At 41.8% G+C, this 24,359-nt stretch carries 23 protein-coding genes; 20 read left to right on the top strand and 3 right to left on the bottom strand.

The window, feature by feature from the left end; all coding sequences use genetic code 11:
• The first annotated feature begins 14 nt into the window (after nt 1–14).
• The 9 genes from scfB to BMX69_RS16710 all read left to right on the top strand — a co-directional run bounded on the left by scfB (nt 15) and on the right by BMX69_RS16710 (nt 9,743).
• Entirely contained in the window at nt 15–1,409 is a 1,395-nt protein-coding gene (gene scfB / locus BMX69_RS16750; protein WP_100042976.1) for a thioether cross-link-forming SCIFF peptide maturase, read from the top strand.
• Nucleotides 1,410–1,460: 51 nt separating this feature from the next.
• Nucleotides 1,461–2,600: a tRNA guanosine(34) transglycosylase Tgt gene (tgt, locus tag BMX69_RS16745; protein WP_100042975.1), complete on the top strand. Its 1,140-nt coding sequence runs from the start codon at nt 1,461–1,463 to the stop codon at nt 2,598–2,600.
• A gap of 48 nt (nt 2,601–2,648) precedes the next feature.
• Complete coding sequence (gene yajC, locus BMX69_RS16740; RefSeq protein ID WP_085961456.1) at nt 2,649–2,945, top strand: preprotein translocase subunit YajC; 297 nt, start codon at nt 2,649–2,651, stop codon at nt 2,943–2,945.
• 394 nt (nt 2,946–3,339) lie between these two features.
• Entirely contained in the window at nt 3,340–4,686 is a 1,347-nt protein-coding gene (locus tag BMX69_RS16735) for an ABC transporter substrate-binding protein (protein ID WP_100042974.1), read from the top strand.
• A gap of 63 nt (nt 4,687–4,749) precedes the next feature.
• Nucleotides 4,750–5,676 (top strand): carbohydrate ABC transporter permease, encoded by a 927-nt coding sequence (locus BMX69_RS16730; protein WP_330387457.1) that lies wholly within the window; start codon nt 4,750–4,752, stop codon nt 5,674–5,676.
• Nucleotides 5,677–5,678: 2 nt separating this feature from the next.
• The gene (locus tag BMX69_RS16725) at nt 5,679–6,515 is read left to right on the top strand and encodes a carbohydrate ABC transporter permease (protein ID WP_100042973.1); all 837 of its coding nucleotides are present in this window, start codon (nt 5,679–5,681) and stop codon (nt 6,513–6,515) included.
• 53 nt (nt 6,516–6,568) lie between these two features.
• On the top strand, nt 6,569–7,426 hold the full coding sequence (locus tag BMX69_RS16720) for a ketose-bisphosphate aldolase (RefSeq protein ID WP_100042972.1): 858 nt from the start codon (nt 6,569–6,571) through the stop codon (nt 7,424–7,426).
• A 105-nt stretch (nt 7,427–7,531) separates the two neighbouring features.
• Nucleotides 7,532–8,848 (top strand): ADP-dependent glucokinase/phosphofructokinase, encoded by a 1,317-nt coding sequence (locus BMX69_RS16715; protein WP_100042971.1) that lies wholly within the window; start codon nt 7,532–7,534, stop codon nt 8,846–8,848.
• Nucleotides 8,849–8,903: 55 nt separating this feature from the next.
• Entirely contained in the window at nt 8,904–9,743 is an 840-nt protein-coding gene (locus BMX69_RS16710) for a MurR/RpiR family transcriptional regulator (RefSeq protein ID WP_330387456.1), read from the top strand.
• Nucleotides 9,744–9,953: 210 nt separating this feature from the next.
• Here the strand turns inward: BMX69_RS16710 and ymfI are convergent, their stop codons facing one another.
• Nucleotides 9,954–10,685, bottom strand: a complete 732-nt coding sequence (gene ymfI, locus BMX69_RS16705; RefSeq protein WP_100042969.1) for an elongation factor P 5-aminopentanone reductase — start codon at nt 10,683–10,685, stop codon at nt 9,954–9,956.
• Nucleotides 10,686–10,875: 190 nt separating this feature from the next.
• Here ymfI and trxB point away from each other — a divergent pair, with 190 nt between their 5' ends.
• From trxB to BMX69_RS16690, 3 genes are all read left to right on the top strand, one after another.
• The gene (gene trxB, locus BMX69_RS16700) at nt 10,876–11,793 is read left to right on the top strand and encodes a thioredoxin-disulfide reductase (protein ID WP_100042968.1); all 918 of its coding nucleotides are present in this window, start codon (nt 10,876–10,878) and stop codon (nt 11,791–11,793) included.
• A 384-nt stretch (nt 11,794–12,177) separates the two neighbouring features.
• On the top strand, nt 12,178–13,653 hold the full coding sequence (locus tag BMX69_RS16695) for a PAAR-like protein (protein ID WP_100042967.1): 1,476 nt from the start codon (nt 12,178–12,180) through the stop codon (nt 13,651–13,653).
• Nucleotides 13,654–13,832: 179 nt separating this feature from the next.
• Nucleotides 13,833–14,582, top strand: a complete 750-nt coding sequence (locus tag BMX69_RS16690; protein WP_100042966.1) for an XAC2610-related protein — start codon at nt 13,833–13,835, stop codon at nt 14,580–14,582.
• Nucleotides 14,583–14,748: 166 nt separating this feature from the next.
• On the opposite strand, the gene BMX69_RS16685 is transcribed toward BMX69_RS16690, so the two are convergent.
• A complete protein-coding gene (locus tag BMX69_RS16685) occupies nt 14,749–15,024 on the bottom strand; it encodes a hypothetical protein (RefSeq protein ID WP_054790269.1) in 276 nt (91 codons plus the stop codon).
• Between the two features lie 84 nt (nt 15,025–15,108).
• On the opposite strand from BMX69_RS16685, the gene BMX69_RS24180 reads away from it, so the two are divergent.
• Nucleotides 15,109–15,291: a hypothetical protein gene (locus BMX69_RS24180; protein WP_147297069.1), complete on the top strand. Its 183-nt coding sequence runs from the start codon at nt 15,109–15,111 to the stop codon at nt 15,289–15,291.
• Nucleotides 15,292–15,336: 45 nt separating this feature from the next.
• Nucleotides 15,337–15,540, top strand: a complete 204-nt coding sequence (locus BMX69_RS16680; RefSeq protein ID WP_100042965.1) for a hypothetical protein — start codon at nt 15,337–15,339, stop codon at nt 15,538–15,540.
• Nucleotides 15,541–15,897: 357 nt separating this feature from the next.
• On the opposite strand, the gene hpf is transcribed toward BMX69_RS16680, so the two are convergent.
• Entirely contained in the window at nt 15,898–16,425 is a 528-nt protein-coding gene (gene hpf / locus BMX69_RS16675) for a ribosome hibernation-promoting factor, HPF/YfiA family (protein WP_054790271.1), read from the bottom strand.
• A gap of 615 nt (nt 16,426–17,040) precedes the next feature.
• On the opposite strand from hpf, the gene secA reads away from it, so the two are divergent.
• The 6 genes from secA to BMX69_RS16645 all read left to right on the top strand — a co-directional run bounded on the left by secA (nt 17,041) and on the right by BMX69_RS16645 (nt 24,356).
• Nucleotides 17,041–19,611, top strand: a complete 2,571-nt coding sequence (gene secA / locus BMX69_RS16670; protein ID WP_100042964.1) for a preprotein translocase subunit SecA — start codon at nt 17,041–17,043, stop codon at nt 19,609–19,611.
• A gap of 92 nt (nt 19,612–19,703) precedes the next feature.
• A protein-coding gene (gene prfB / locus BMX69_RS16665) for a peptide chain release factor 2 (RefSeq protein ID WP_115639904.1) occupies nt 19,704–20,838 on the top strand; the annotation gives its coding sequence in 2 pieces (ribosomal slippage) (nt 19,704–19,778 and nt 19,780–20,838; 1,134 coding nt in all).
• Nucleotides 20,839–20,978: 140 nt separating this feature from the next.
• A complete protein-coding gene (locus BMX69_RS16660; protein ID WP_025229974.1) occupies nt 20,979–21,422 on the top strand; it encodes an ACT domain-containing protein in 444 nt (147 codons plus the stop codon).
• Between the two features lie 78 nt (nt 21,423–21,500).
• On the top strand, nt 21,501–22,724 hold the full coding sequence (locus BMX69_RS16655; protein WP_100042962.1) for a homoserine dehydrogenase: 1,224 nt from the start codon (nt 21,501–21,503) through the stop codon (nt 22,722–22,724).
• Nucleotides 22,725–22,788: 64 nt separating this feature from the next.
• Nucleotides 22,789–23,997 (top strand): aspartate kinase, encoded by a 1,209-nt coding sequence (locus BMX69_RS16650; RefSeq protein ID WP_054790272.1) that lies wholly within the window; start codon nt 22,789–22,791, stop codon nt 23,995–23,997.
• A 14-nt stretch (nt 23,998–24,011) separates the two neighbouring features.
• Nucleotides 24,012–24,356 carry a DUF2752 domain-containing protein gene (locus tag BMX69_RS16645; RefSeq protein WP_054790285.1) on the top strand — a complete coding sequence of 115 codons (345 nt, stop codon included), beginning with the start codon at nt 24,012–24,014 and terminating at the stop codon, nt 24,354–24,356.
• Nucleotides 24,357–24,359 lie beyond the last annotated feature (3 nt).

The raw sequence follows: 24,359 nt of genomic DNA, 5'->3' as shown, positions 1-24,359 counted from the left end.
TAAGGAGAATACAAGTGATTCATCAATATATCAACAATGGCTTCCATATTATTATGGATGTCAACAGCGGCTCCGTTCACTCTGTGGATCCGGTCATGTATGAGGCCGTAGAGATCGCCGCAGGCATGGTACCGGAGATGGAAGAGGCCCAGGCCCTGGACAAAGAGGTAGGAGAAGAAGTACGAATCCGTCTTTCTGAAAAATATGGAGAGACAGAAGTAGAAGAAGCGCTGGAGGAAATCCAGTATCTGATCGATAAGGGAGAGCTGTTTACAAAGGATTTATATCACGATTATGTGGTGGACTTTAAAAAGCGGCAGACAGTGGTAAAGGCTCTTTGCTTACATATTGCCCATGATTGCAACCTTGCCTGCAAATATTGTTTTGCGGAAGAAGGGGAGTACCATGGCAGACGGGCGCTGATGTCCTTTGAAGTGGGAAAAAAGGCTCTGGACTTTCTTATCGCCAATTCCGGGAACCGAAGAAACTTAGAAGTGGACTTTTTTGGCGGAGAACCGCTCATGAATTGGGACGTAGTAAAGCAGCTTGTTGAATACGGACGCAAAAAAGAGAAAGAATATAATAAGAACTTCCGCTTTACCATGACTACCAACGGGGTGCTGTTAAACGATGAGATCATGGAATTCTGCAATCGGGAAATGAGCAATGTGGTCTTAAGCCTTGACGGACGGAAAGAGGTCAATGATAATATGCGCCCATTCCGCAATGGGAAAGGCAGCTACGAGCTGATCGTTCCCAAATTCCAGAAGTTTGCAAAACTTAGAGGAACCAAGGATTATTACATCAGAGGAACCTTTACCCGCCATAATATGGATTTTGCAAAGGATGTTCTGGAATTTGCTGATCTCGGTTTTAAAAGTATGTCTATAGAGCCCGTGGTGGCACAGCCGGAAGAAGAATATGCCATCAGGGAGGAAGACCTTCCTCAAATCCTGAAAGAGTATGACGATCTTGCTGTGGAATACATTAAAAGGCAGAAGGAAGGAAAAGGGTTTAACTTTTTCCATTTTAATATTGATTTAAACCAGGGCCCCTGTGTGGCTAAGCGCCTGTCCGGCTGCGGTTCAGGAACCGAGTATCTGGCGGTGACTCCATGGGGAGACTTTTATCCATGCCACCAGTTTGTCGGTGAGGAAAAATTCCTTCTTGGCAACGTGGATACAGGCGTGACTAATTTAGAGATCCGCGATGAGTTCAAGCTTTGTAATGTTTATGCAAAGGACAAATGCCGGGACTGCTTTGCAAGGTTTTACTGCAGCGGAGGCTGTGCGGCTAACTCCCACAACTTCCACGGTAGTATCACGGATGCATATGATATCGGCTGCGAAATGCAGAAGAAACGGATCGAATCTGCCATCATGATTAAGGCGGCTTTAGCGGAAGATTGAGAACACAATACTCTTATGCCCAGTGAACCTGGGCAGGAATAGGGAAATCAGATGAATTATAAGATCGTTGCAAAGGATGGACGTGCAAAGCGTGCAGAAGTAACCACCGTTCATGGCACCATCCAAACTCCGGTATTCATGAACGTGGGTACGGTGGGAGCCATTAAAGGGGCTGTTTCCACGGATGATCTCCGTGAGATCAGAACCCAGGTGGAGCTGTCAAACACCTATCATCTTCATGTACGAACCGGCGATAAATTAATCAGAGAGTTTGGCGGCCTTCATAAGTTTATGAGCTGGGACCGTCCAATTCTCACGGATTCCGGTGGCTTTCAGGTATTCTCCCTGACCGGCTTAAGGAAAATAAAGGAGGAGGGCGTATACTTTCAATCCCATATAGACGGACGTAAGATTTTTATGGGTCCGGAAGAAAGTATGCAGATCCAGTCCAATCTGGCCTCTACCATAGCCATGGCTTTTGACGAATGTCCGCCTCATCCGGCTACCAGGGAATACATGCAAAACAGTGTAGACCGCACCACCAGATGGCTGGAACGATGCCAGGCTGAGATGGCAAAGCTTAATTCCCAGCCGGATACCTTAAATAAGGACCAGCTGTTATTCGGCATCAACCAGGGCGGAACCTTTGAGGATATCCGCATCGCCCATGCAAAAACCATATCCGCCATGGATTTGGACGGCTATGCCCTGGGTGGACTGGCAGTAGGAGAAAGCCATGAGGAGATGTACCGGATCTTAGATGAGACGGTACCTTATCTGCCGGAGAACAAGCCCACCTATTTAATGGGTGTAGGAACTCCCGCTAACATTTTAGAGGCCGTAGACCGGGGCGTGGATTTTTTTGACTGTGTATATCCGTCAAGAAACGGCCGCCATGGACACGTATACACCAATCACGGCAAAATGAATTTATTTAATACCAAATATGAATTGGATCACAGGCCGATCGAAGAGGGCTGCGGGTGTCCGGCCTGCCGTTCCTACAGCAGAGCCTATATCAGGCATCTATTAAAGGCAAAAGAAATGCTTGGCATGAGATTATGTGTATTGCATAATTTGTATTTTTATAATACAATGATGGAAGAGATCCGCGACGCAATCGAGAACCACCGTTATGGGGAATACAAGGAGCAGAAGCTTTCGGGTATGATGGCAGGTCAGACTACCTAAAAAGAGAGACAAGCAGGCGGCGGATCGTTATATAAGGAGGAAATGGTTATGTTATCAGCAACAGGCGGTACCATGGGCGTGGGCTTTTGGGTCATTTATATCGCAGTGATCTTTGGCTTCATGTATTTTATTGCAATCAGACCACAGAAGAAAGAGAAAAAGAAACAGCAGGAGATGTTTGCAAACATTGCAATCGGAGACAGCGTTTTGACCTCAAGTGGATTTTATGGTGTCATCATTGATATGACGGATGATACGGTTATCGTAGAGTTCGGCAACAATAAGAACTGCAGAATTCCTATGCAGAAGACTGCTATCGTTCAGGTGGAAAAAGCACAAGCTTAAGAAATCAGGGCACCCGGAAAGAGAAAATCTCTTTCCGGGTGTTTTTTTGATTCATAGAGTCTGCCGGCAGTTTGGCAGCGGATAAAGGAAAGAGCCTGCTCTCCATTGCCGGGAGCAGGCTTTTTCCGGCTTCCATATACATTCTTTATTGCACTTGTGAAAATAGATTTCGTGAAGGTTAAACTTATAAAGAGGAAATAGACGAATGTGTATAATTAGCACAAAATAATATGCGATAATATGGTGTATCCAAGTAATAATTAGCAAAAATTCCGAAAAGAAATATTATTACATAAATATATTGACGTGAAATAAATATTCATATACAATGCAATTGTAAACATATAATGTATTCAGTAATGAATACGAATCATGTATTTGGAGGGCTACATAAATGAAAGTGAGCAAATTTATGGAAAAAAGTCTGGCTGCCATGATGGCAGCAGGTATGGCGGTCAGCCTGATTGGATGCGGAAGCCAGCCAACAAAGACCACACAGTCAGAAACAGCACAGCCGGCAGCTGGTGCACAAGAGACAACAGCAGAAAGCGTAACAAGCGGGGGCGATGTTACATTGGAATTTCAGCAATGGTGGGGCGTAGAATTGCCTGACGGTGTCCTTAAGGAGATCTGTGATGGATTTACAGAACAATCAGGGGTTAAAATCGAATTATTAAGCAATCCTTATGCAGATACCAAGACACAGATTGCGGCAGGCGCAGCAGCAGGAACCATGGCAGATGTAGTGGGTCTTGATGGAGCCTGGGTGTATGATTTTGCAAAACAGGGTTCCATTGCAAATATGACGGAGCTGATGTCATCAGACGGTTATGATGATGGACAATTATCTGATCAGATAAAGGTAGACGGAAATACATATATGATCCCGGTTGTTAACTTTGCATATCCCATGTACGTGAATAAAGATTTATTGGCATCAGCAGGTATTACGGAGGTTCCTAAGACATGGCGGGAATTTGCGGAAGCCTGTAAAAAGGTTGCGGCGGCAAATAAAGGTGTTGCCGGATGGGCAATCCCTTTATCAACAGAATCGCCAAGCGGTATTCAGAACAATTTCATGAGCTGGTTATGGGCTTCTGGCGGAACTATGCTGAAAGATGGGAAACCGGCTTTGACAGATAATCCACTTATGACAGATACTGTAGATTTTGTGAAAAATTTATTTGATGCAGGAGTCGTTGCACCAGGTGCTTATTCTATGAAAGAAGCAGATATGGTAGAAGAGTTTACAAATGGCCGTGTTGCATTTATGACAGATTCACTGGCACACTTAACAACAATTAAGAAAGAAGCACCTGGCTTGAACTTTGAATTTATGCCTGTTCCGGTAAAAGAAGGCTATACAGGAAAGAGTGGTATGGATGTGGCTAACTGGGGAATCGGTGTTGCAGAAAACTGTGACCATAAAGCTGAGGCCATGAAGTTCGTGGAATATTTAATGAGTCCCGAGGTAAATGCCAAACTTGCAGTATTTGCAAATGCCTTTCCCGGAAATGTAAATGCCAATCCGGATTATTCGAAAGCTGACGAGCTATTTGTAGAAGCATATGAATTATATCAAAAGTGTTATGCAATCAATGAATTTACGGGACTTCCGACTTCAGAAGAATTAATGAGACAGTTTGATGAGCAATTACAGCTGTATATTGACGGCGATACGGCAGCGGCAGCAGATATGCTGTCTGCAACACAAGAGATTTGGGAGGGAGCATTTAAGTAAAGACGAGACAGGCTGCATGATGGGATCGTGCAGCCTGATATTAAGAAGGAGGGGATGGGTGAGTTGGCTAAGGTAAGAGAAATGATAAAAAAGAAAAGCAGCGGTAAGATGTCACAGACCATGAAAAAGAAATGTGAACCATACTTATATCTCCTGCCAACAATTGTGCTTATGCTTTTATTGTTGATTATCCCGATCTGTATGGTGGTCCGATATTCTTTTTTTGACAATGTTATTATCATAAAGGATCCTGTGTTCGTTGGTTTAAAGAATTACGTCATGATATTATCAGACAAAACATTTTTTGTTGCAGTCAAAAACACATTGTTTTTTGTTGGTGCCAGTGTAGTGATGCACATGCTTTTAGGAATGCTGTTTGCCATACTCCTCAATACAAGTTATATAGGAATTAATATGAAAGCATTTTTCAGAGTGATTTACGTACTGCCCTGGATGTTTACAGCATCGGTTATCGCAATATTATGGAAAATGATGATGAATCCCAATGGGATTATCAACTACCTGTTACAAATTGCAAATCTTACGTCGTCACAGATCGAATGGCTTGGTTCCCGGAATTTCGCCCTGTTCTCAGTAACCTTGATAAACATATGGGCAGGCTATCCATTTTATATGGTCAGTATCCTGGCAGGACTTCAGGGGATCCCCACAGATCTTTATGAAGCATCGGCAATTGACGGTGCAAATGCAGTACAACAATATTTCCGCATTACAATCCCTCAATTAAAACCTATTATTATTAGCTTGTTAATGTTGGATTTTGTGTGGACGATACAGCAATTCGCCCTGATTTGGATGACCACAGGCGGGGGACCAATTAATGCGACAGAGATGATAAGTACTTTTATTTATAAAAGGGGATTTAGTAAATATCAATATTCCCAGGCTTCTGCATCAGCAGTGATCTTACTGGTTGTATGTTCTGTCATAGCTGTCTTTTATGTGCGGCATCAGAGAGAGAGGGATTGATTATGGTAGGAAAGAAAAAGTGGTACATAAAAACACTAATTATGATCCTTCTGATAACCGGAGCATTCTTTTCCGGATTCCCTATATTGTGGATGCTGCTGAGTTCATTTAAGCCTAATGCGGAAATCTTTGCTTGGCCGCCAACATGGATATCAGAGAGTTTTAGCTTGAACGCCTATATTTCAATCTTTCATAATCCTGAAAAAGTCAGATTCTTTATCAATAGTTACTGCATTGCATTAATTGTAGTGATTTTTACATTGATCATTGGAATACTTGCATCTTACAGTTTCAGCCGTTTTGATTTTCCAGGAAAAGGTGTTATTAATACAGTCATTGTCAGTGTGCAGGCAGTACCCCCGATCACCCTTTTGATTCCATATTTAAGCCTGATTGTCAGCCTGAAATTATACAATACATTTGGTGCATTGATACTGACGTATATGCTGTTTACATTGCCCTATGCGATTTTGATGATCACCGGATATATGAATACTCTTCCGAAAGATTTGGATGAAGCTGTAATGATTGACGGCGGTTCAAGGTTTATGGCTCTTTGGACAGTACTGGTTCCTGTATCAATACCTGGCCTGGTTTCGGTGGGAATGTATACATTCATGCAGGCCTGGAATGAATATTTGTTTGCATTGGCATTAACGAAAACAAATGAAATGCGTACCGTACCGGTGGGCATTAGCCTGCTGATGGGGCAGCATGCATATGAGTGGAATCAAATGATGTCAATGAGTGTATTAGGCTCCTTACCTGTATTGATCCTGTTTTTGTTTTTCCAGCGGTACTTTATTGCCGGAATGACAGCGGGAGCTGTAAAAAATTAATACGTATGATTATCCGGAAACGGAAATCTAATAAAAAATTGGAGGAAAAAACGATGCTGTTAAACATGAAAGAACTGTTAACGGTTGCAAACGAAAACAATTTTGCGGTACCTGCATTTAACATCAGCTCCTATGCGATGTTAAATGGAATTATGGAGGCTTCAGAAGAAGAAAATGCACCGGTTATTATTTCAATCCATCCGGATGAGCTGAGCCATATTGGGGTAGATGTCATTTCCGCAATAAGACAGAGGGCTTATAAGTCAAATATACCGGTTTGCATTCATCTGGATCACGGTGCTTCTTTTGAGCAGGTCATGGCAGCGATTCAGGCAGGATATACATCTGTTATGATTGACGGTTCAAGTCTTCCCTTTGAAGAGAATATTGCTCTATGCAAAAAGATATGTGAAGCAGCACATGCAGCCAATGTATCTGTAGAAGGCGAACTTGGCACAATTGGTACAACCGATTCTACAGAAACAGATAATCAGATAATTATTTATACAAAGCCGGATGATGCTGTAACGTTTGTAAAAGAAACAGGTGTTGATACACTGGCAATTGCAATAGGAACATGCCACGGATTATATCCTGCTGGCATGAAACCGGAATTAAAGCTGGATTTATTAAAAGAGATCAAGTCAAAAGTAACGATTCCGCTAGTGCTTCACGGAGGATCTAATAATCCGGATAAAGAAATTGGGGAAGCAGTAACATTGGGGGTAAATAAGATCAATATTTCCAGTGATATCAAAGTGGCTTATTATAATAAAATGAGAGAAGTTTTGTCAGATAACAGCCTGAGAGAACCAAATATGATTGAACCACCTTGCATGAAAGCCATGAAAGAAGTGGCGTATCACAAGATCCGTCTTTTTAAGGCAAATGGAAAGGCTGCACTTTATTAATCAGACATCGTTTCATTGCCCTGTAAAATAGAAATATAAAGTTTTTATTTTATGGGGCAAAGCTGATTTAAGAAAAACAGATAGCAGGAGAAGGCAGGGGATAGCGTGAAGATCGAGGAAAAATATATTGAAACATACGAAAAAATGGAGCTGCTGATTGGATCCAGAATTAAAAACAATGCTTTTACAGCTCTGGGTTACACGAGTAATCTGGATGTTTTGTGTGATTTTCAAATAGAAATATTCAATCAACTTCTGAACAGATATCTTCCGAATGCTGATTTGGTCAAAATGAAAGCGGCAAAAGAGATAACCAGCATGGAGGAATTCTTAGAAACTATTGTATTTTATTGCAGGCATGGGATCGGCGGAGAAGTAGATATTTCAGATTTCCATATTATCAGGGATACTTTTGCAATAAAAGAGGGCATGGGCGGAACTGCAACCCAGGGGGCCATGGCTTTGGCTGCAGTAGGATGTCCTTCCATCGTCCATTTGACGGATGATTCGAAAGAAGTATGTGATATTTTAAATTCCCCATATATTTATACGGTCTCCAAAGAAGGAGTAATGGTTCATACGGATCAGATCCAGCAGACAGCGGAGCAGGAAATACACTACATCATTCAATTTAAAAAGGGTGATATAATCTGTCTTAACAGACGGAAGATTACAATTCCAACATCAAATCGGCTGATCATAACCAAAATTACGGTAAATGAGATGCTTCCCTTCTCGGCTTCCTATTTTTCCTACATAGAAGCTCATGCTGCAGATATTAAAAGCAATGTTCTGTCAAGCTTTAATGCCATTCAGGATAAAGATATTTTAGAACAAAGGCTGGCTTATGTAAAAGAGCATATCAAAAAATATAAAGCAAATAATAAAAATGGGATTATCTATTTTGAAGATGCACATTACCATAATAAGGAGGTTCGGCAGCTGTGCCTGGAAACACTTTATCCATACATTGATATTTTGAGCTTAAATGAAGAAGAATTGGAATATACCCTAAACATGTATGATTTTCCCATAGTAACCGATGATATCTTTTCCTGTATCAGGGGAGCATCTTATATAAAGGAAAGATATTCTGTAAAAAAAGGGGTTATTGTACATACCAAGAATTATTCTATGTATCTTGGAAAAACGTTGAATGCAGACATTGAAAAAGGCTTAATGCTTGGCAACCTACTGGCGACTGCAAAAGCGGTCAATGGCTGGTATGGAACAAAAGAGCAGATCGGAGAAGTTATAAAGCTGCCATTAAGTGAAAAAGGAATCAGATACAGGGAATTAATATTAAATGAGCATTTTACCTGCGAGGTCATTTTAGTTCCGTCTAAATACATTGACAAACCAAAGTATACCATTGGATTGGGGGATTCTTTTGTTGCAGGTGTCCAGATGTGTTTAGAATAAAAAGCTTGAAAAAGGGTGTAATTTACGGCAATATAGTAGATAAGAAGGGAGGGACATGATGCTAGACAAACCTGTACTAGATGTGATCAAGGATAATTATGGAAAAATTTTCTCGGCAGAGAAGAAAGTGGCAGATTATGTTCTGGAACACCCGCAGGAAGCAGTAGATGCAAATGTTTCTGAATTGGCAAAGGCTAGCGGAGTGAGTGATGCAACGGTTGTGCGTATGTGTCATCATCTGGGGTATAAGGGATATTATCAGTTTCGTTTGATGCTGGCTAAAGATGTTGGAAGAGAGGAAGGAGAAGAAATTGAAGAGCTGCAGAATACTCCCAATCCAGTAATGAAAATTTTCCAAAAGTATGTGAATTCATTAACAGCGGTAGCAGAAAGTATTAACGAAGAAGATATGAAGTCCTGCGTGAACCTGATAAAGTCATGTAAACAGGCTCATATTTTAGCGGTAGGAAATACAACCCCGCTTGCACTTTATATGGGCTTCCGGTTAGGGAGACTGGGTGTAAAATGCACCAATGATATCTCACCGGAATATTTTTTAAATCATGTGAATCTTGCTGATAAAGAAGATATTATTATAGCAATTTCTCAATCTGGAAGTTCCAGACAAGTGATACAGGGGATGGAATTGGCCAAAGAGAAAGGCCTTAAGATGATGGCCATCACCGGATACCGGCAATCGCCCATATCGGAATTGGCAGATTATGTATTGATCTCAAACGGAAGAAAGGAATCCTTTGATTATTATAAAAATTATGCCCATCTGAAGGAGACGGCATTAATTGATGCTTTGTTGGAGCTGTTAACAAACTGGAAAAAGATTGAGGAAACGGATGCCGATAAACCAGAGGTTATTTTATCTGAATATAAATATTAATCAAACGTTTCACTGAGAGGATCGAATCAATCGCAGTATCATGAATCTACATAAGGAATCCTTATTAGTGCCCAGGTACTAATAAGGATTCCTTCATAAATTATCTTATGAATCAAAAAAAGCCAATTACGTCAGTGCATTCCTGTCTACTCCATGGTTTCAGTATACACCAGGGGTTTTTCAACATATGATTTACTAAGGGATGTTATATTAAAGCCAGCCTCCGTCAAGGCCGATGACCTGTCCGGTCAGATAAGAATTTTTATAGCCCAGGTGGTATACCAGATCGGCTACCTCCTCTGCTTTTCCCAGCCGCCCTGACGGTATTCCATCGATGAGATCAATTAATTCATCTTCCTCCAGGAATTGATTCATTTCCGTATCAATGGCACCGCAGGCAACAGCGTTGACCTGGATATTGCTTGGAGCCAGCTCCTTAGCCAGAGCCTTTGTAAATGCATTGATGCCGCCCTTTGTGGCGGAGTAAGCGACTTCGCAGGAGGCACCTGATATTCCCCATACAGAAGAGATGTTAATAATCTTTCCTTGCTTTTTTTCAACCATTCCGGGAATGGCCAGCTTACAGCAGTTAAATACTGATGTTAAGTTGGTGCGGACAATCCGGTCCCAGGCATCTGTGCTCATATCCTGTAAAAGCCCGATGTAGGAGATGCCTGCGTTGTTAACGAGGACATCCAGTGTGCCAAACTGCTTGCGCACCTGTTCAAAGAGAGCCTGGCACTGGTCCATGTCTCCCATGTCCCCCATGCAGGAAAGACAAGTTACCTGATAAGCTTCCAGCTCCTTTTTAACCTGCGCAAGACGGTCCTCGCTGTGGAGGCAGTTAATGACCACGTTGTATCCTTTTTTTGCAAATTTAAAAGCAATAGCTTTTCCGATCCCCCGGGAAGCTCCGGTGATGAGTACTGTTTTTCTGGCCATAACATCATCCTTTCTGTCGATGTAAGATAATTTCATTTTATCAAATTGTCAGGAAGAATGCAACGTGGCCGGAAAAAGGGCTTTTTGTGATTTTGTTACGGACCAGGCATTGCATACTTAAGGGCTGGTGAGATATAATGAAGATAGAAAACCTAATATCAGATAGAATAGAGAAAGCAGGTAGATAAATATGAATGAGATTTATGATGTGGTGATCATCGGGTCCGGGCCCGCAGGGCTTTCGGCTGCGGTTTATGGTAAAAGGGCTGAGCTTAAGATGGTAGTAATCGAAAAAGAGATGGCAAGCGGCGGCCAGGTCCTTAATACTTATGAAGTGGATAATTACCCGGGGCTGCCTGGAATTAACGGCTTTGATCTTGGAATGAAGTTCCGGGAACACGCAGAGAAGCTGGGAGCAGAGTTTTCCACAGACGAGGTCCTTCGGATCGAAGCGTCTGACGGGAAATTTACCGTAGTGGGAGAAGAGAGGACCTATGCGACAAAGACAGTCATCATCTCTACCGGAGCCCAGCACCGGAAGCTAAGCGTGATCGGAGAAGAGGAGTTAACAGGCATGGGAGTTTCCTACTGTGCGACCTGTGACGGTGCATTTTTCCGCAATAAGGTGGCAGCAGTTGTGGGTGGCGGTGACGTTGCCATTGAAGATGCCATTTTCCTGGCCAGAATGTGTAAAAAGGTATACTTAATTCATAGGAGAAATAAGCTGAGGGGGGCAAAGACTTTGCAGACCCAGCTATTTAACCAAAAAAATGTGGAAATCATCTGGGATACCGTGGTAGAGGAGATCGAAGGCGGTGATCAGGTGGAATCCCTGACCATAAAGAATGCAAAAACCGAGGAATCGAAAAAGCTTGCGGTAGACGGAGTGTTTATCGCAGTAGGAATCAACCCGCAAAGCGAAGCGTTTAACAACCTGGTGGAGATGGATCATGGCTATATAAAGGCCGGCGAGGACTGTGAAACCAATGTTCCCGGAATCTTTGCAGCCGGTGATGTGCGCACCAAACAGCTTCGGCAGGTTTCCACAGCTGTTTCAGACGGCGCAAACGCAATTACCAGTGTAGAGCGGTATCTGACTCGAATCTAAGTATGAGAAAAAGCAGCCAGGACAAGACAATTGTCCTGGCTGCTTAAAATGTAGACAAAATGTATTGAGGTTCGTAGAAAACCATTCTTCCGCTTCATGTCCCCCGAAAAAAGACGAAGAAACTATCTTTTTTCTCCTCCTTTACTTACGCGGAAAATGGTTTTCTACGAACCGGCAAGATTTTAGGGCATTGCTGATGCAGTGCCTTTTTTTGACCAACAGCTGCTATGCCTACCGAATTTGGAAAGTTAGTGACCAAATTCAGCTATTATATTGGATATTGTGAAATGGCGTGATATTCTGATAAAAATATAAAAAAAGCATTTCTCTTGCAACAGGTACATTATATCAATTTTCAATTTGATGGATTAAGGAGGTAATAGCATGGCAAATGAATCGGTAAAGGCTGGAGTTAAAGTTACCCGCGAGGCTGCGTATATTGGAGATTTTAAGTTTAAATTTCAGGGAAATCTCATTGAGAAATATATTGAAATGAAAGGTGCCGGCAAACTGGAGGATTATGAAAAAGAAGTCATGGAGCTGATGGTCAAACATTATGCATTTTATGGGCAGTTTCAGGAAGAAAATGAATATGTAACAAGAGGATCAATTCTACGGTGCAGCGGAGGGAATAAAATGATTACATTCGATATCCTGAATGATCATGGGGTGGAAAAGGCTGGTTCCCCCTTAGGAATATGCACTGATTGTAAAGCGAATGAGAACATACATACATTTGGAGAATGTAAAAGACCTACGCCGGAAGGATATCCCGAAAGACCTATTGTGATTCCAACTCTAAAGTCCAGATTACCGTTTATCATGCATAAATGTATTCCTATTTTAAATGGAAGTTGGAGTAAGACTAAGAGTTCTAAAGTGAAGATATGGGATGAGTCGGTAGGAAAGTATGTTGATGCCATTACTACAGGAGATTTTCTAGTATGCCTTTATGGAGGAATAATAGAGGTTATAGAGGTTCCAACAGTAAATAGAACTAAGGGTTCGGGGTATCCACTAAATGATTATAAGACGACAACAAATTCCAATCTGATAGGAACCGGTTCTTCAAAGAACTATATTACTTTGGCTCAATTGAAAAGTTTTAATTTTGAATATGACAGACAAACCTATATCAATAAGCTTGCCGGTTATACTGCTAATGACTTCCAAGGAATTGTCTCAAATGCCACAGCATATCTTAATGAAATACAAAATCATTTAGATTATTTAAACAATGAGTTTAGCAGTATTTCCGATCAAGATATTGTATCGAACTTTAACTATTATATTGAGAAATATGGAATAGGAAAGTATGATGAATCAGTTTTAATGTTTATGGCTATTACGGCACAAGAATCCTTGTATGGAAAAAGGATAGCTGAGACGTGGAGTTCCTCTTTAGGATATGCTTATAACCAAAGAGGTGGAGGGTACAGCCAGTTAACAGGCACGACGTCATCTAACCCCACCGGAAACCAGGTTCCGTTCATGACATCCATCGGATATTCGAGCAATGATATTAGCAGTATACTGGATTTACCATTTCATATAGCAACATATTTACCAATGTCATCAGCATGTTACTCATGGACAAAAGGGAATGCTATAAGCTGCGACATAACGACTAATGTTATTGAATATGGCATTAATAAGGGGGCCGAGATGAAGTTAATATACTTAGCAGTAAGTTATGCTATAAATGGTGGTTATACAAAATCAGGATTGCAAACACTTCTAAACGGAAAAATATACTCAGAACCAAGTACTCCACCAATTGGTTGGGCGGATAGAAAGAACTCATTTAACAAAGCAATTGGTATCTTTTCAAATGGTTCAAGCACCTTTAACGCATTTTAAAGTTGTTATTACAGAATACTTTAATTATTAATCATTAAGTATTTGCAATTAGCCCTAAGAAGAACTTGTTGACGATAATTTAGAAACGGATATTGGTTTAAATACTCAAACTTCGTACATGGATAATACCTATGCACGAAGTTTGAGTAAATATCTCTAAACAAATCGAAGGAGTCATTATGCATAAAAAGCCAATTATTTTTACAATCTTTTTATTTTGCTGTATTGGAGGGGGAATCATATCGAAAGCAAATTTATTGGCGGTCGAAAATTCAACAGCAGAATATTCTGTTGACCATGAAATCAACTCTAAAGATGTATTAGATTCTGCGACAACAGATATGTTAAAAGCCCCAGTACCAGATCAATATAGCAAATATATAAATGTTCAAGCAACAGAACATATGCCAGATTTAAGTTTTGAGTTAATTGGTAAAATTGAAGAAGATGATTATAATACTAATTTTTATTATCCTGTCAAGCTGGTTATTAAAGCTGATACAAAGATAATACAAGAAATTCAATTTGATGAAGATGATTTCGCCCCTTGCACATTAGATACTTTTGATTTCGAATATGGAGATTTTAAGTTTGATGGTTATGGCGGATTCAAAATTTTAAGCACTTCAATGGGAAAAAATCCTTCTTATTATTTTTGGGTTTGGGATAAAACAGAGAATAGCTTTATTGAGTCCCAAGATTTAAAAATAGTTGGATCAATTTCGTTTGACTATGATAATCAGGTAATTAATGTTACCAACAGAGGCAGTGCTACTGGACATGAATTTACGTCATATAAGTATATTGATGATAAATTAACATTAATCGAAAAGGTTATAGATCCCGATAAAGATGGCTATAGAAAGACATATAAATTAGTTAATAGTGAACTAGAGTTAATTGAAACCATTGAAAGTCAATTAAAATAACAATGATGAGTTCTTGGAAAAAGGTGAATATCACAGAATAGTTAATATTTGATTATTCTGTGATATTCTTCTTAGTAATTTAATTCTAAAGAAAAACATTTAAAGATGGGCTTATGCCAAAAAGATTGGCACGAGCCCATCTTTGTGTTTTGAACTAAGATTGTGTTTATAATTTTCTTAAGAAATTAATCACTCTTACTGCATCCAGAAATCCCTGCCAATACAGATAAGGTTCTTCACTGGCAAACTCATCGATGAATTGTTCGATGTAATCATCTACCAGTTCTCGTTTATCATCCGGTAGATTGTCGATAAAATGTGTTGCTTGAAAGATCTGCTCATTTTCTGCTGTTGTCTTTTCCTGCTTCGTTTTGTTGAGGGTTGCCAGCAACATATTGATTCGTTCCTGAATAAACATATCCAGTAATTCTTGTTCGGTCATGAGATACCTCCTTTCTGACAACACACGATACCGTAAAGCACATGATAAGTCGATACCAGAATCCAACAAAAATGAGCAATAGGGATGGTCACGAAGGAGATAGAACACTCATTATACGGAATGTGGCAGGTTGGAAATACAATTGGGTACAGTTTAAAATACAATATTACCGGTGGTGCCTTAGACTATGCAGTAATAGAAATATCAAAAGACCATCTTTTTATCCACTACAGCGAAAAAACTTTTAGAGACCCTTTTTCAGATTAACATGATAACCCTGTATTTGCTTATTATCAAGAAACCTTAAGTCAAATGAAACAAGATGATTTACTTGATGATTATTCTGGGATAGATGGTTTAGACCCTGCTACCGTAGGTATGGTTATAATCGCGATGGGGTTACCCTCAGATTATCCCGATAAGTATGATTTTATTACAACAAAGTTCATAATTGTCAGCGATTATGTCATTGCCGTTTGTCAATCGTCATTTTACCGATTGCAAAAAATTAATTGAAAAAACAAACATTACCTTCAACACATTACCCTAAGATGGTCAATCACCTTCTAATTTATATTATGATTCCAAATTGAAAAAACAGTAGAACATGTGAAACTGGTTACCTGACATATCTAAGAACCATACATGGAGTTGTGTGAGGACATTAGCTATATACCGTGGATGAAGGAACTGTATGGTCACCGGAAAGAAACAAAAGAACGGGTCAGCTAAAGGACAGCTTTTCTTTTCTGACGTTAAAAATCATGATGAACAATATGTACATAGAAAAACAGTGCCAGGACTTGCGTCCTGACACCGATTTGCCTACAATCTGATCAGCCGGACAATTGTCCTGGCTGCTTTTTTTAAGTTTTAGAATTCTGGTTCAATCAGGCCGTAGGAGCCGCCTTTTCTTTTATAAACCACATTGACTTCCTCTGTATCTGCATTTAAGAATACGTAGAAGCTATGACCAAGAAGTTCCATCTGAACACAGGCTTCTTCCGGATCCATGGGCTTAATGGCAAATTTCTTTGACTTAACGATTTCTACATGATCATCTGGCTGGGTTTCATCTTCCAGAAAAGCTGTTGAAAAGGAAGGGGCATTCAGCTTTTTGTTGATTAATTTGTTTTTATATTTTTTCAGCTGGCGTTCCAGGATCTCTTCCACAAGATCAATGGAAACGTACATGTCTGTACTGGATTCTTCTGCTCTGATTATATGTCCTTTCACTGGAATAGTTACTTCGATTTTCTGAATTTCTTTCTGTACGCTGAGTCTTACTGTTGCTTCTGTCGCAGGAGCGAAGAAACGGTCCAGCTTTCCAAGCTTGTCCTCGACTGCCTCGCGTAATCCCGATGTTACCTCAATATTTCTCCCTGTAATTGTAAAACGCATAAGTCATCAGCTCCTTTTTCTTGAGATGGTTATAGTATAGCATATTTTTGAGAATAGTTCAATTGCATTGTAAAATTATTAGATAATTATTGGTAATTTTTTGTAAAATGTCTCTACTTATTAGTTTGACTAATTATTGAAAAACTATAGATGGACTAAAAAAAAAGTCAAGGGAAAAAGAGAAATTTTCGTCGAAAAAGGAAACTTTATGACATATATACAAAAATCCGAAAGTCTGACAACTGGATGGGAAATATGGGAATCTGTGGAGAATAAATGTGGATAATGTGGATAACTTGGTGTATAACTAATTTTTCCCCTAATTATGGGATTTCATAGTGGGGATAAAACTGGGGGAAAAATACACAATGTAATGTGGATAATGTGGAAAAGCGGAGAATCGAACAGGTTTTTTGTGCAATGTGTCAGGTTAACCATAAAATTTTCCAGATTTGCCGTTGTTTGCTGTGGAAAAAGGAAGGACCTGGTAATAATAGGCCCTGTTTATTACCAGAATGTTAATTTTTTATGAATTCGTTGAATTAAGAAGGAGTTAGTGCTACAATATACGAGATTGTATCGTGTATATCGTTAAGAAGAGTAGGAGAATGAATTATGAACTTCGTTCAAAAAATATTTGGAACTCATAGTGAAAGAGAATTAAAATTAATAGAACCCATTGTGGATAAGATAGAAGCTCTGCGTCCGACCATGGTTGCACTTACGGATGAGGAGCTGAGAAACAACACAAGGCTCTTTAAGGAAAGGCTTTCATCAGGCGAGACTCTGGATGATATTTTACCGGAAGCTTTTGCAACGGTGAGAGAGGCAGCACGAAGAGTTCTTAATATGGAGCATTTCCGTGTGCAGCTCATCGGCGGACTCGTTCTTCATCAGGGACGTATTTCTGAGATGAAGACCGGTGAAGGTAAGACCCTGGTATCTACCTGCCCTGCTTATTTAAACGCACTGGCAGGCAATGGAGTCCAGATTGTAACGGTCAATGATTACCTGGCAAAACGAGATGCAGAGTGGATGGGAAGAGTACATGAATTCCTGGGCCTGACCGTTGGGGTCGTGCTTAACTCCATGAATTCTGACGAAAGACGTGAAGCATACAACTGCGACATTACCTATGTAACCAACAACGAGCTTGGTTTTGATTATCTGAGAGATAACATGGCCATCTATAAGGAACAGATGGTTTTAAGGAATTTAGATTTTTGTATCATTGATGAGGTAGACTCTGTATTAATTGATGAGGCAAGAACACCTCTTATTATTTCCGGGCAGAGCGGCAAGTCCACAAAACTGTATGAGGTCTGTGACATTCTGGCCCGTCAGCTGGAACGAGGCGAGGCTTCCGCAGAATTCTCCAAGATGGCAGCCATCATGGGAGAGGAGATCACGGAAACCGGCGACTTTGTTGTGGATGAAAAGGACAAGGTTGTTAACTTAACCGAACAGGGTGTGGAAAAGGTAGAGCAGTTCTTCCACATCGAGAACTTATCCGATCCCCAGAACTTAGAGATCCAGCATAACATTATTCTGGCCCTTCGTGCCAATTATCTCATGTTCCGGGATAAGGATTATGTAGTAAAGGATGATGAGGTACTGATTGTTGATGAGTTTACCGGACGTATTATGCCTGGCAGACGTTATTCTGACGGACTCCATCAGGCGATTGAAGCCAAGGAGCACGTAAATGTGCGGAGAGAGAGCAAAACTCTTGCCACCATCACTTTCCAGAACTTCTTTAATAAGTACAATAAAAAAGCCGGTATGACCGGTACCGCCCTTACAGAAGAGAAGGAATTCCGTAATACCTACGGCATGGATGCCATTTCCATCCCAACCAACCGCCCGATCGCACGTATTGATCAGGAGGATGCCGTTTATAAAACAAAGAAAGAGAAATTTGAAGCGGTATGCAATGAAGTGGAGATTGCTTACGAGAAGGGACAGCCTGTCCTGGTAGGTACCATTACCATTGAAACCTCTGAAATGTTAAGCAACATGTTACGGCGCCGGGGAATTCCTCATAAGGTGCTGAATGCAAAATATCATGAGCTGGAAGCTGAGATCGTAGCAGATGCAGGTGTGCATAAGGCTGTAACCATTGCCACCAACATGGCAGGCCGTGGTACGGATATTAAGCTTGATGACGAGTCAAAGGCAGCAGGCGGTTTAAAGATCATCGGTACGGAGCGTCATGAATCCCGCCGTATTGATAACCAGCTGCGCGGCCGTTCCGGACGTCAGGGCGACCCGGGAGAATCCAGATTTTATATTTCCCTTGAAGATGACTTAATGCGTCTGTTTGGTTCCGAACGTCTGGTAGGCATGTTCAATGCTCTTGGTGTGCCGGAAGGAGAGCAGATCGAGCACAAGATGCTCTCTAATGCCATTGAAAAGGCCCAGATGAAGATTGAGACAAACAACTACGGCATCCGTGAGAACCTTTTAAAATATGACGAGGTCATGAACGAACAGCGTGAAGTGATCTATGCAGAGAGAAGAAAGGTTCTGGATGGAGACAATATGCGTGACTTCGTGTTAAAGATGGTGACGGATATTGTGGAAAATGCGGTTGATCTTTCTGTCAGCGATGACCAGGCACCGGAAGATTGGGATTTGAATGAGCTTAACACCCTTCTTCTCCCTATCATTCCTCTACAGCCAGTTACTCTTCCGGAAGATAAGAAGATTAAGAAGAATGAACTGAAGCATATGCTGAAGGAAGAAGCTATTAAGCTATATGAATCCAAGGAAGCAGAATTCCCGGAGGGAGAACAGATTCGTGAAATCGAGCGTGTGATTCTCTTAAAGGTGATCGATAATAAATGGATGTCCCATATCGATGATATGGATCAGCTGCGCCAGGGCATCGGCCTGCAGGCTTACGGACAGAGAGATCCGCTGGTGGAATATAAGATGAGCGGATATCAGATGTTTGATGAGATGGCTGCTGCCATCCGTGAGGATACCGTAAGAATCTTATTCCATATCCGCGTAGAGCAGAAGGTGGAGAGAGAACCGGCTGCCAAGGTGACAGGAACCAATAAGGATGAGAGCTCCCCGAAAGCACCGGTAAAGAAGGTGGAAGCTAAGGTATATCCGAATGATCCATGTCCATGCGGTTCCGGTAAGAAATACAAGCAGTGCTGCGGACGTAAATTAGTATAGTATTTTTATAAAATTGGAGTTCGCACCCTTTTTTAGGATCGGACTCCAATTTTGTTAAGATAAATAATTAAATTCAGAAAGTGGGTGACACAGTGGTAGAGTTAGACCAGTACAAATACGAATTATCAACGTTTGAAAAACCATTAGTGGAAGTGAGGGATTCACTTTGACTTAGATAATAAGTTAAAGAGAATCGATGAGCTGGACAAGTCCATGGAAGAGCCGGGCTTTTGGGAGGATCCTGAAAAGTCGGCCAAGATTGTACAGCTTGCAAAGAATTTAAAAGATACTGTTCAGAGTTATAAGGACTTAGAGCAGCAGTATGAAGACATTGGCGTAATGATCGAAATGGGAAATGAGGAGAATGATCCCTCCCTGGTTCCGGAAGTGGAAGAGATGTTAAACCAGTTTAAAGAAAAACTGGAGAACATGCGCATCAATACCCTGCTGTCCGGTGAGTACGACAGCGACAATGCCATTTTAAAGCTCAACGCAGGCGCAGGAGGAACCGAATCCTGTGACTGGTGCGGCATGCTGTACCGTATGTTCTGCCGGTGGGCGGAGAAAAAAGGCTTTTCCTTAGAAGTCCTGGATTACCTTGACGGGGAAGAAGCGGGCATTAAATCCGTTACGGTTCAGATCAACGGGCCCAATGCCTTTGGGTATTTGAAATCGGAAAAGGGAGTTCACCGTCTGGTGCGCATCTCGCCGTTTAATGCCGCAGGCAAACGCCAGACCTCCTTTGTATCCTGTGATGTCATGCCGGATATCGAAGAGGATTTGGATGTGGAGATCAACGATGAGGACCTTCGCATCGATACCTACCGCTCCAGCGGAGCAGGAGGACAGCATATCAACAAAACTTCTTCGGCCATCCGCATCACTCACCTTCCTACCGGAATTGTGGTTCAGTGCCAGAATGAGCGCTCCCAGTTCCAGAACAAGGACAAGGCCATGCAGATGTTAAAGGCAAAGCTTTATATGCTGAAGCAGCAGGAAAATGCGGAGAAATTATCCGGAATCCGGGGCGATGTGACAGAGATCGGCTGGGGTAACCAGATCCGTTCCTATGTCCTTCAGCCTTATACCATGGTCAAGGATCACAGGACCAATGCGGAAACCGGCAATGTAGGAAGCGTTCTGGACGGTTCTTTGGATCAGTTCATGTACGCCTATTTACGCTGGCTGAGTACTGGGGCAAAGTCCGGGGAAAGCAGCGCTGAATAGAGGTTTTTTCCTGTATTTTTTTAAAAACCGAAGAAAATAAATAGAAAAATAGTTGCATACCCTGCCTAAATATGATAATATCTTCCCTATGAGCACAGATGTATTTCCGATGCGGACACAGAAGGGAAGATATTTTTATTATGGAAGAAAAGAGTAAATATTTTGTGGTAAAGCAAAAGGCTGTACCTGAAGTATTGCTGAAAGTAGTTGAAGCAAAAAAGCTGTTGGAATCGGAGCGGGTTATTACCGTACAGGAGGCAACTGACCGGGTCGGGATCAGCCGCAGCTCTTTTTATAAGTATAAGGATGATATCTTTCCTTTTTATGATAATACGAAAGGGAAGACCATAACACTAGTGATGCAGATGGATGATGAACCAGGTTTACTGTCCGATCTGCTTCATGTGGTTGCTGTGTACCGCGCCAATATCCTAACCATACACCAGAGCATTCCGGTCAATGGAGTGGCCACCTTGACATTAAGCGTGGAAGTCCTTGAGACCACCGGCAATGTTTCAAAAATGGTGGAGGAAATAGAAGAAAAAAATGGAGTCCACTACGTTAAAATTTTAGCCAGGGAGTAGAGGCAGCCGTTCGATGAGCTGAATGACAAATTGAACTTCCTTGAAAAATAATACGAAAGCGAGTTGCCGGAGGATAATATGAGACATATTGCAGTTATGGGCTATGGCACCATTGGATCAGGTGTGGTAGAGGTTTTGGAAAGAAACAAAGAGATAATTGCCAAAAAGGTTGGCGATGAAGTTGATGTAAAGTATGTCCTGGATTTAAGGGAATTTCCGGGAGATCCTGCTGAAGATAAGATCGTTCATGACTTTTCCGTCATTGAAAAGGATCAGTCAGTGTCCATGGTAGTTGAGACCATGGGAGGACTAAATCCTGCTTATCCCTTTGTGAAGGCGTGTTTAAAGGCAGGCAAGCATGTGGCCACCTCCAATAAGGCTCTGGTGGCGGCATACGGAACGGAACTTTTGGAAATTGCAAAAGAGCATCATGTGAATTTTTTCTTCGAGGCAAGTGTAGGCGGCGGTATTCCTGTCATACGCCCTCTGTATACTTCCCTTGCAGGTGAGGTGATTGAAGAGATCACCGGTATTTTAAATGGAACCACTAACTATATTCTGACAAAAATGGACAAAGCAGGCGAAACCTTTGAAACGGCTTTACGAGAGGCTCAGGACCTGGGCTACGCGGAGCGGAATCCGGAAGCCGATGTGGAAGGACACGATACCTGTCGAAAGATTGCCATCCTGACGGCAATGGCAACGGGACACGAGGTTAATTACGAGCATATTTATACAGAAGGGATAACAAAAATAACGGATGTGGATTTCCGCTATGCCGATGCTATGGGAACCTCTGTAAAGCTGTTTGGCTCCAGCAGGATCCAGGACGGAACCGTCCATGCATTTGTAGCCCCGGTCATGATTGGAAAAGATCATCCGTTATATTCCGTAAATGATGTTTATAACGGCATTCTGGTAAAAGGAAACATGTTGGGCACGTCCATGTTTTATGGAAGCGGGGCCGGTAAGCTTCCAACAGCAAGCGCTGTGGTAGCGGATATTATTGAAGCCCTGAATCATCAAGGCCATCATGTGGAAATGGGCTGGGATAGGGAAAACCTTACCATTTCTTCCATGAGCAGCAGCTCCTTCCGCTATTTTGTGAGGATCAAAGGAATTGCTGATAAACGTGTGAAAGAAGTGGAGGCAGTATTCGGCAAGGTGGAAGTGGTGGAACTGGACCATATGGACGAATTTGCAGTCCTTACGGAAACTATGACCGAAGAAGAATACGAAATTAAAGCGAAAAAGCTGCCGGGAATCAGGCAGCGCATCCGCGCAGAATTAGTAACGGTGTAACAGGTTATGAGCATACAGCAAAGCGGATCAGAATATCTGCTTGACTTTTCGCCAGGAGGCATCAATGTTAGTAGTGAAAAAATTTGGCGGTAGCTCCGTCGCAGACAAAGAAAGAATTTTTAATGTGGCAAAGCGCTGCATTGAGGAATATGAAAAAGGCAATCAGGTGGTAGTGGTACTGTCCGCTATGGGAAAGACAACGGATGGTCTCATTGCAAAGGCCCTTGAGATAAATCCTAACCCTCCTAAGAGAGAACTGGATATGCTGTTAGCCACCGGGGAACAGGTCAGTGTGGCCCTTATGGCTATGGCAATGAATTCTTTGGGAGTCCCCGCCGTTTCTTTAAATGCGGCTCAGGTGGCCATGCACACCACCTCTGCCTACGGAACGGCCAAATTAAAGCGGATCGATACAGAACGTATACGGCATGAACTGGAGGCCAGGAAAATTGTGATCGTCACAGGCTTTCAGGGGGTTAATAAGTACGAAGACTTAACAACACTTGGCCGGGGAGGCTCTGATACAACGGCCGTAGCCCTTGCAGCCGCCCTTCATGCGGATGCATGTGAGATCTATACGGATGTGGATGGAGTATACACTGCAGATCCCCACATCGTTCCAAACGCTAGAAAGCTCCCTGAGGTTTCTTATGATGAAATGCTGGAATTCGCTTCCCTTGGAGCAAAAGTGCTCCATAACCGGTCTGTGGAGATGGCAAAGCGTTATGGAGTTCAGTTGGTTGTTCTGTCAAGTCTGACCAGGGCAGAAGGTACAGTCGTCAAGGAGGAAACAAAATTGGAAAGAATGCTGGTTAGCGGTGTTGCCGCGGATAAGAATGTAGCCCGTATTTCAGTAATCGGGGTTAAAAATACGCCGGGAATTGCTTTTAAAATCTTTAATCTCCTGGCAAGGAATAATATCAATGTGGATATTATCATTCAGTCCATCGGACGGGAAGAAAGAAAGGATATTTCCTTTACGGTGGCAAAGACAGATTTAAAGGATACCATGGATCTTTTAATGGAAAATAAGGAGTCCATCACCGCCCAGGATGTGACGAGCGAGGAAAACGTCGCTAAGATTTCCATTATCGGCGCAGGGATGACAGGAAATCCCGGAGTGGCTGCAAAGATGTTTGAAGCCCTTTCCAGTGCCAATGTGAATATCAAGATGATCGCCACCTCTGAGATACGGATAACGGTTTTAATCGATGAAGCGGATGTAAACCGTGCTATGAGGACCGTCCATGATGCCTTTGATCTGGCGGATTAAACTAAGGTGAAAAAATGAACTTGTTAAAAAGAATATTTGGCCTCGGGCTTCCCTGTCTGTTCCATTCCCTAACCGGACTTTATTGTCCGGGCTGTGGGGGAACCCGGGCCGTCCGGTCATTGCTGCGAGGGGACCTGCGAATGAGTTTTCAGTATCATCCGCTGGTCCTTTATGCTGTTCTCGTTCTGTTTTTGGAAATGATCATATGGGCCGTTAAAGGACATAAAAATCCCTTTGAACATAAAAAAAGAGCCAGGATACTGATCCTGGCAGGAGCGGCTATTGTTGCAGCCAATTGGATTTTCAAGAATTATATGCTGGTTATAAAGGGGATAGATCTGCTGCCTGTTATGAGATAGGCT

Origin of the sequence: Lacrimispora sphenoides JCM 1415, from assembly GCF_900105615.1 — a bacterium.
GTDB lineage: Bacteria > Bacillota > Clostridia > Lachnospirales > Lachnospiraceae > Lacrimispora > Lacrimispora sphenoides.
Note: the sequence above shows the minus strand (reverse complement) of the source record. Positions and strands in the feature narration are given on the sequence as shown.

What these genes read in the sequence shown, in the direction of transcription:
- BMX69_RS16710 (WP_330387456.1), top strand. Translation starts at nt 8,904, where the DNA reads ATGATGCTAGACAAACCTGTACTAGATGTGATCAAGGATAATTATGGA.
- BMX69_RS16645 (WP_054790285.1), top strand. Translation starts at nt 24,012, where the DNA reads ATGAACTTGTTAAAAAGAATATTTGGCCTCGGGCTTCCCTGTCTGTTC.
- ymfI (WP_100042969.1), bottom strand. Translation starts at nt 10,685, where the DNA reads ATGGCCAGAAAAACAGTACTCATCACCGGAGCTTCCCGGGGGATCGGA.
- BMX69_RS16735 (WP_100042974.1), top strand. Translation starts at nt 3,340, where the DNA reads ATGAAAGTGAGCAAATTTATGGAAAAAAGTCTGGCTGCCATGATGGCA.
- trxB (WP_100042968.1), top strand. Translation starts at nt 10,876, where the DNA reads ATGAATGAGATTTATGATGTGGTGATCATCGGGTCCGGGCCCGCAGGG.
- BMX69_RS16725 (WP_100042973.1), top strand. Translation starts at nt 5,679, where the DNA reads ATGGTAGGAAAGAAAAAGTGGTACATAAAAACACTAATTATGATCCTT.
- BMX69_RS16655 (WP_100042962.1), top strand. Translation starts at nt 21,501, where the DNA reads ATGAGACATATTGCAGTTATGGGCTATGGCACCATTGGATCAGGTGTG.
- hpf (WP_054790271.1), bottom strand. Translation starts at nt 16,425, where the DNA reads ATGCGTTTTACAATTACAGGGAGAAATATTGAGGTAACATCGGGATTA.
- BMX69_RS16650 (WP_054790272.1), top strand. Translation starts at nt 22,789, where the DNA reads ATGTTAGTAGTGAAAAAATTTGGCGGTAGCTCCGTCGCAGACAAAGAA.
- tgt (WP_100042975.1), top strand. Translation starts at nt 1,461, where the DNA reads ATGAATTATAAGATCGTTGCAAAGGATGGACGTGCAAAGCGTGCAGAA.
- BMX69_RS16680 (WP_100042965.1), top strand. Translation starts at nt 15,337, where the DNA reads ATGAAACAAGATGATTTACTTGATGATTATTCTGGGATAGATGGTTTA.
- yajC (WP_085961456.1), top strand. Translation starts at nt 2,649, where the DNA reads ATGTTATCAGCAACAGGCGGTACCATGGGCGTGGGCTTTTGGGTCATT.
- secA (WP_100042964.1), top strand. Translation starts at nt 17,041, where the DNA reads ATGAACTTCGTTCAAAAAATATTTGGAACTCATAGTGAAAGAGAATTA.
- BMX69_RS16720 (WP_100042972.1), top strand. Translation starts at nt 6,569, where the DNA reads ATGCTGTTAAACATGAAAGAACTGTTAACGGTTGCAAACGAAAACAAT.
- BMX69_RS16695 (WP_100042967.1), top strand. Translation starts at nt 12,178, where the DNA reads ATGGCAAATGAATCGGTAAAGGCTGGAGTTAAAGTTACCCGCGAGGCT.
- BMX69_RS16690 (WP_100042966.1), top strand. Translation starts at nt 13,833, where the DNA reads ATGCATAAAAAGCCAATTATTTTTACAATCTTTTTATTTTGCTGTATT.
- BMX69_RS16660 (WP_025229974.1), top strand. Translation starts at nt 20,979, where the DNA reads ATGGAAGAAAAGAGTAAATATTTTGTGGTAAAGCAAAAGGCTGTACCT.
- BMX69_RS16685 (WP_054790269.1), bottom strand. Translation starts at nt 15,024, where the DNA reads ATGACCGAACAAGAATTACTGGATATGTTTATTCAGGAACGAATCAAT.
- BMX69_RS24180 (WP_147297069.1), top strand. Translation starts at nt 15,109, where the DNA reads ATGGTCACGAAGGAGATAGAACACTCATTATACGGAATGTGGCAGGTT.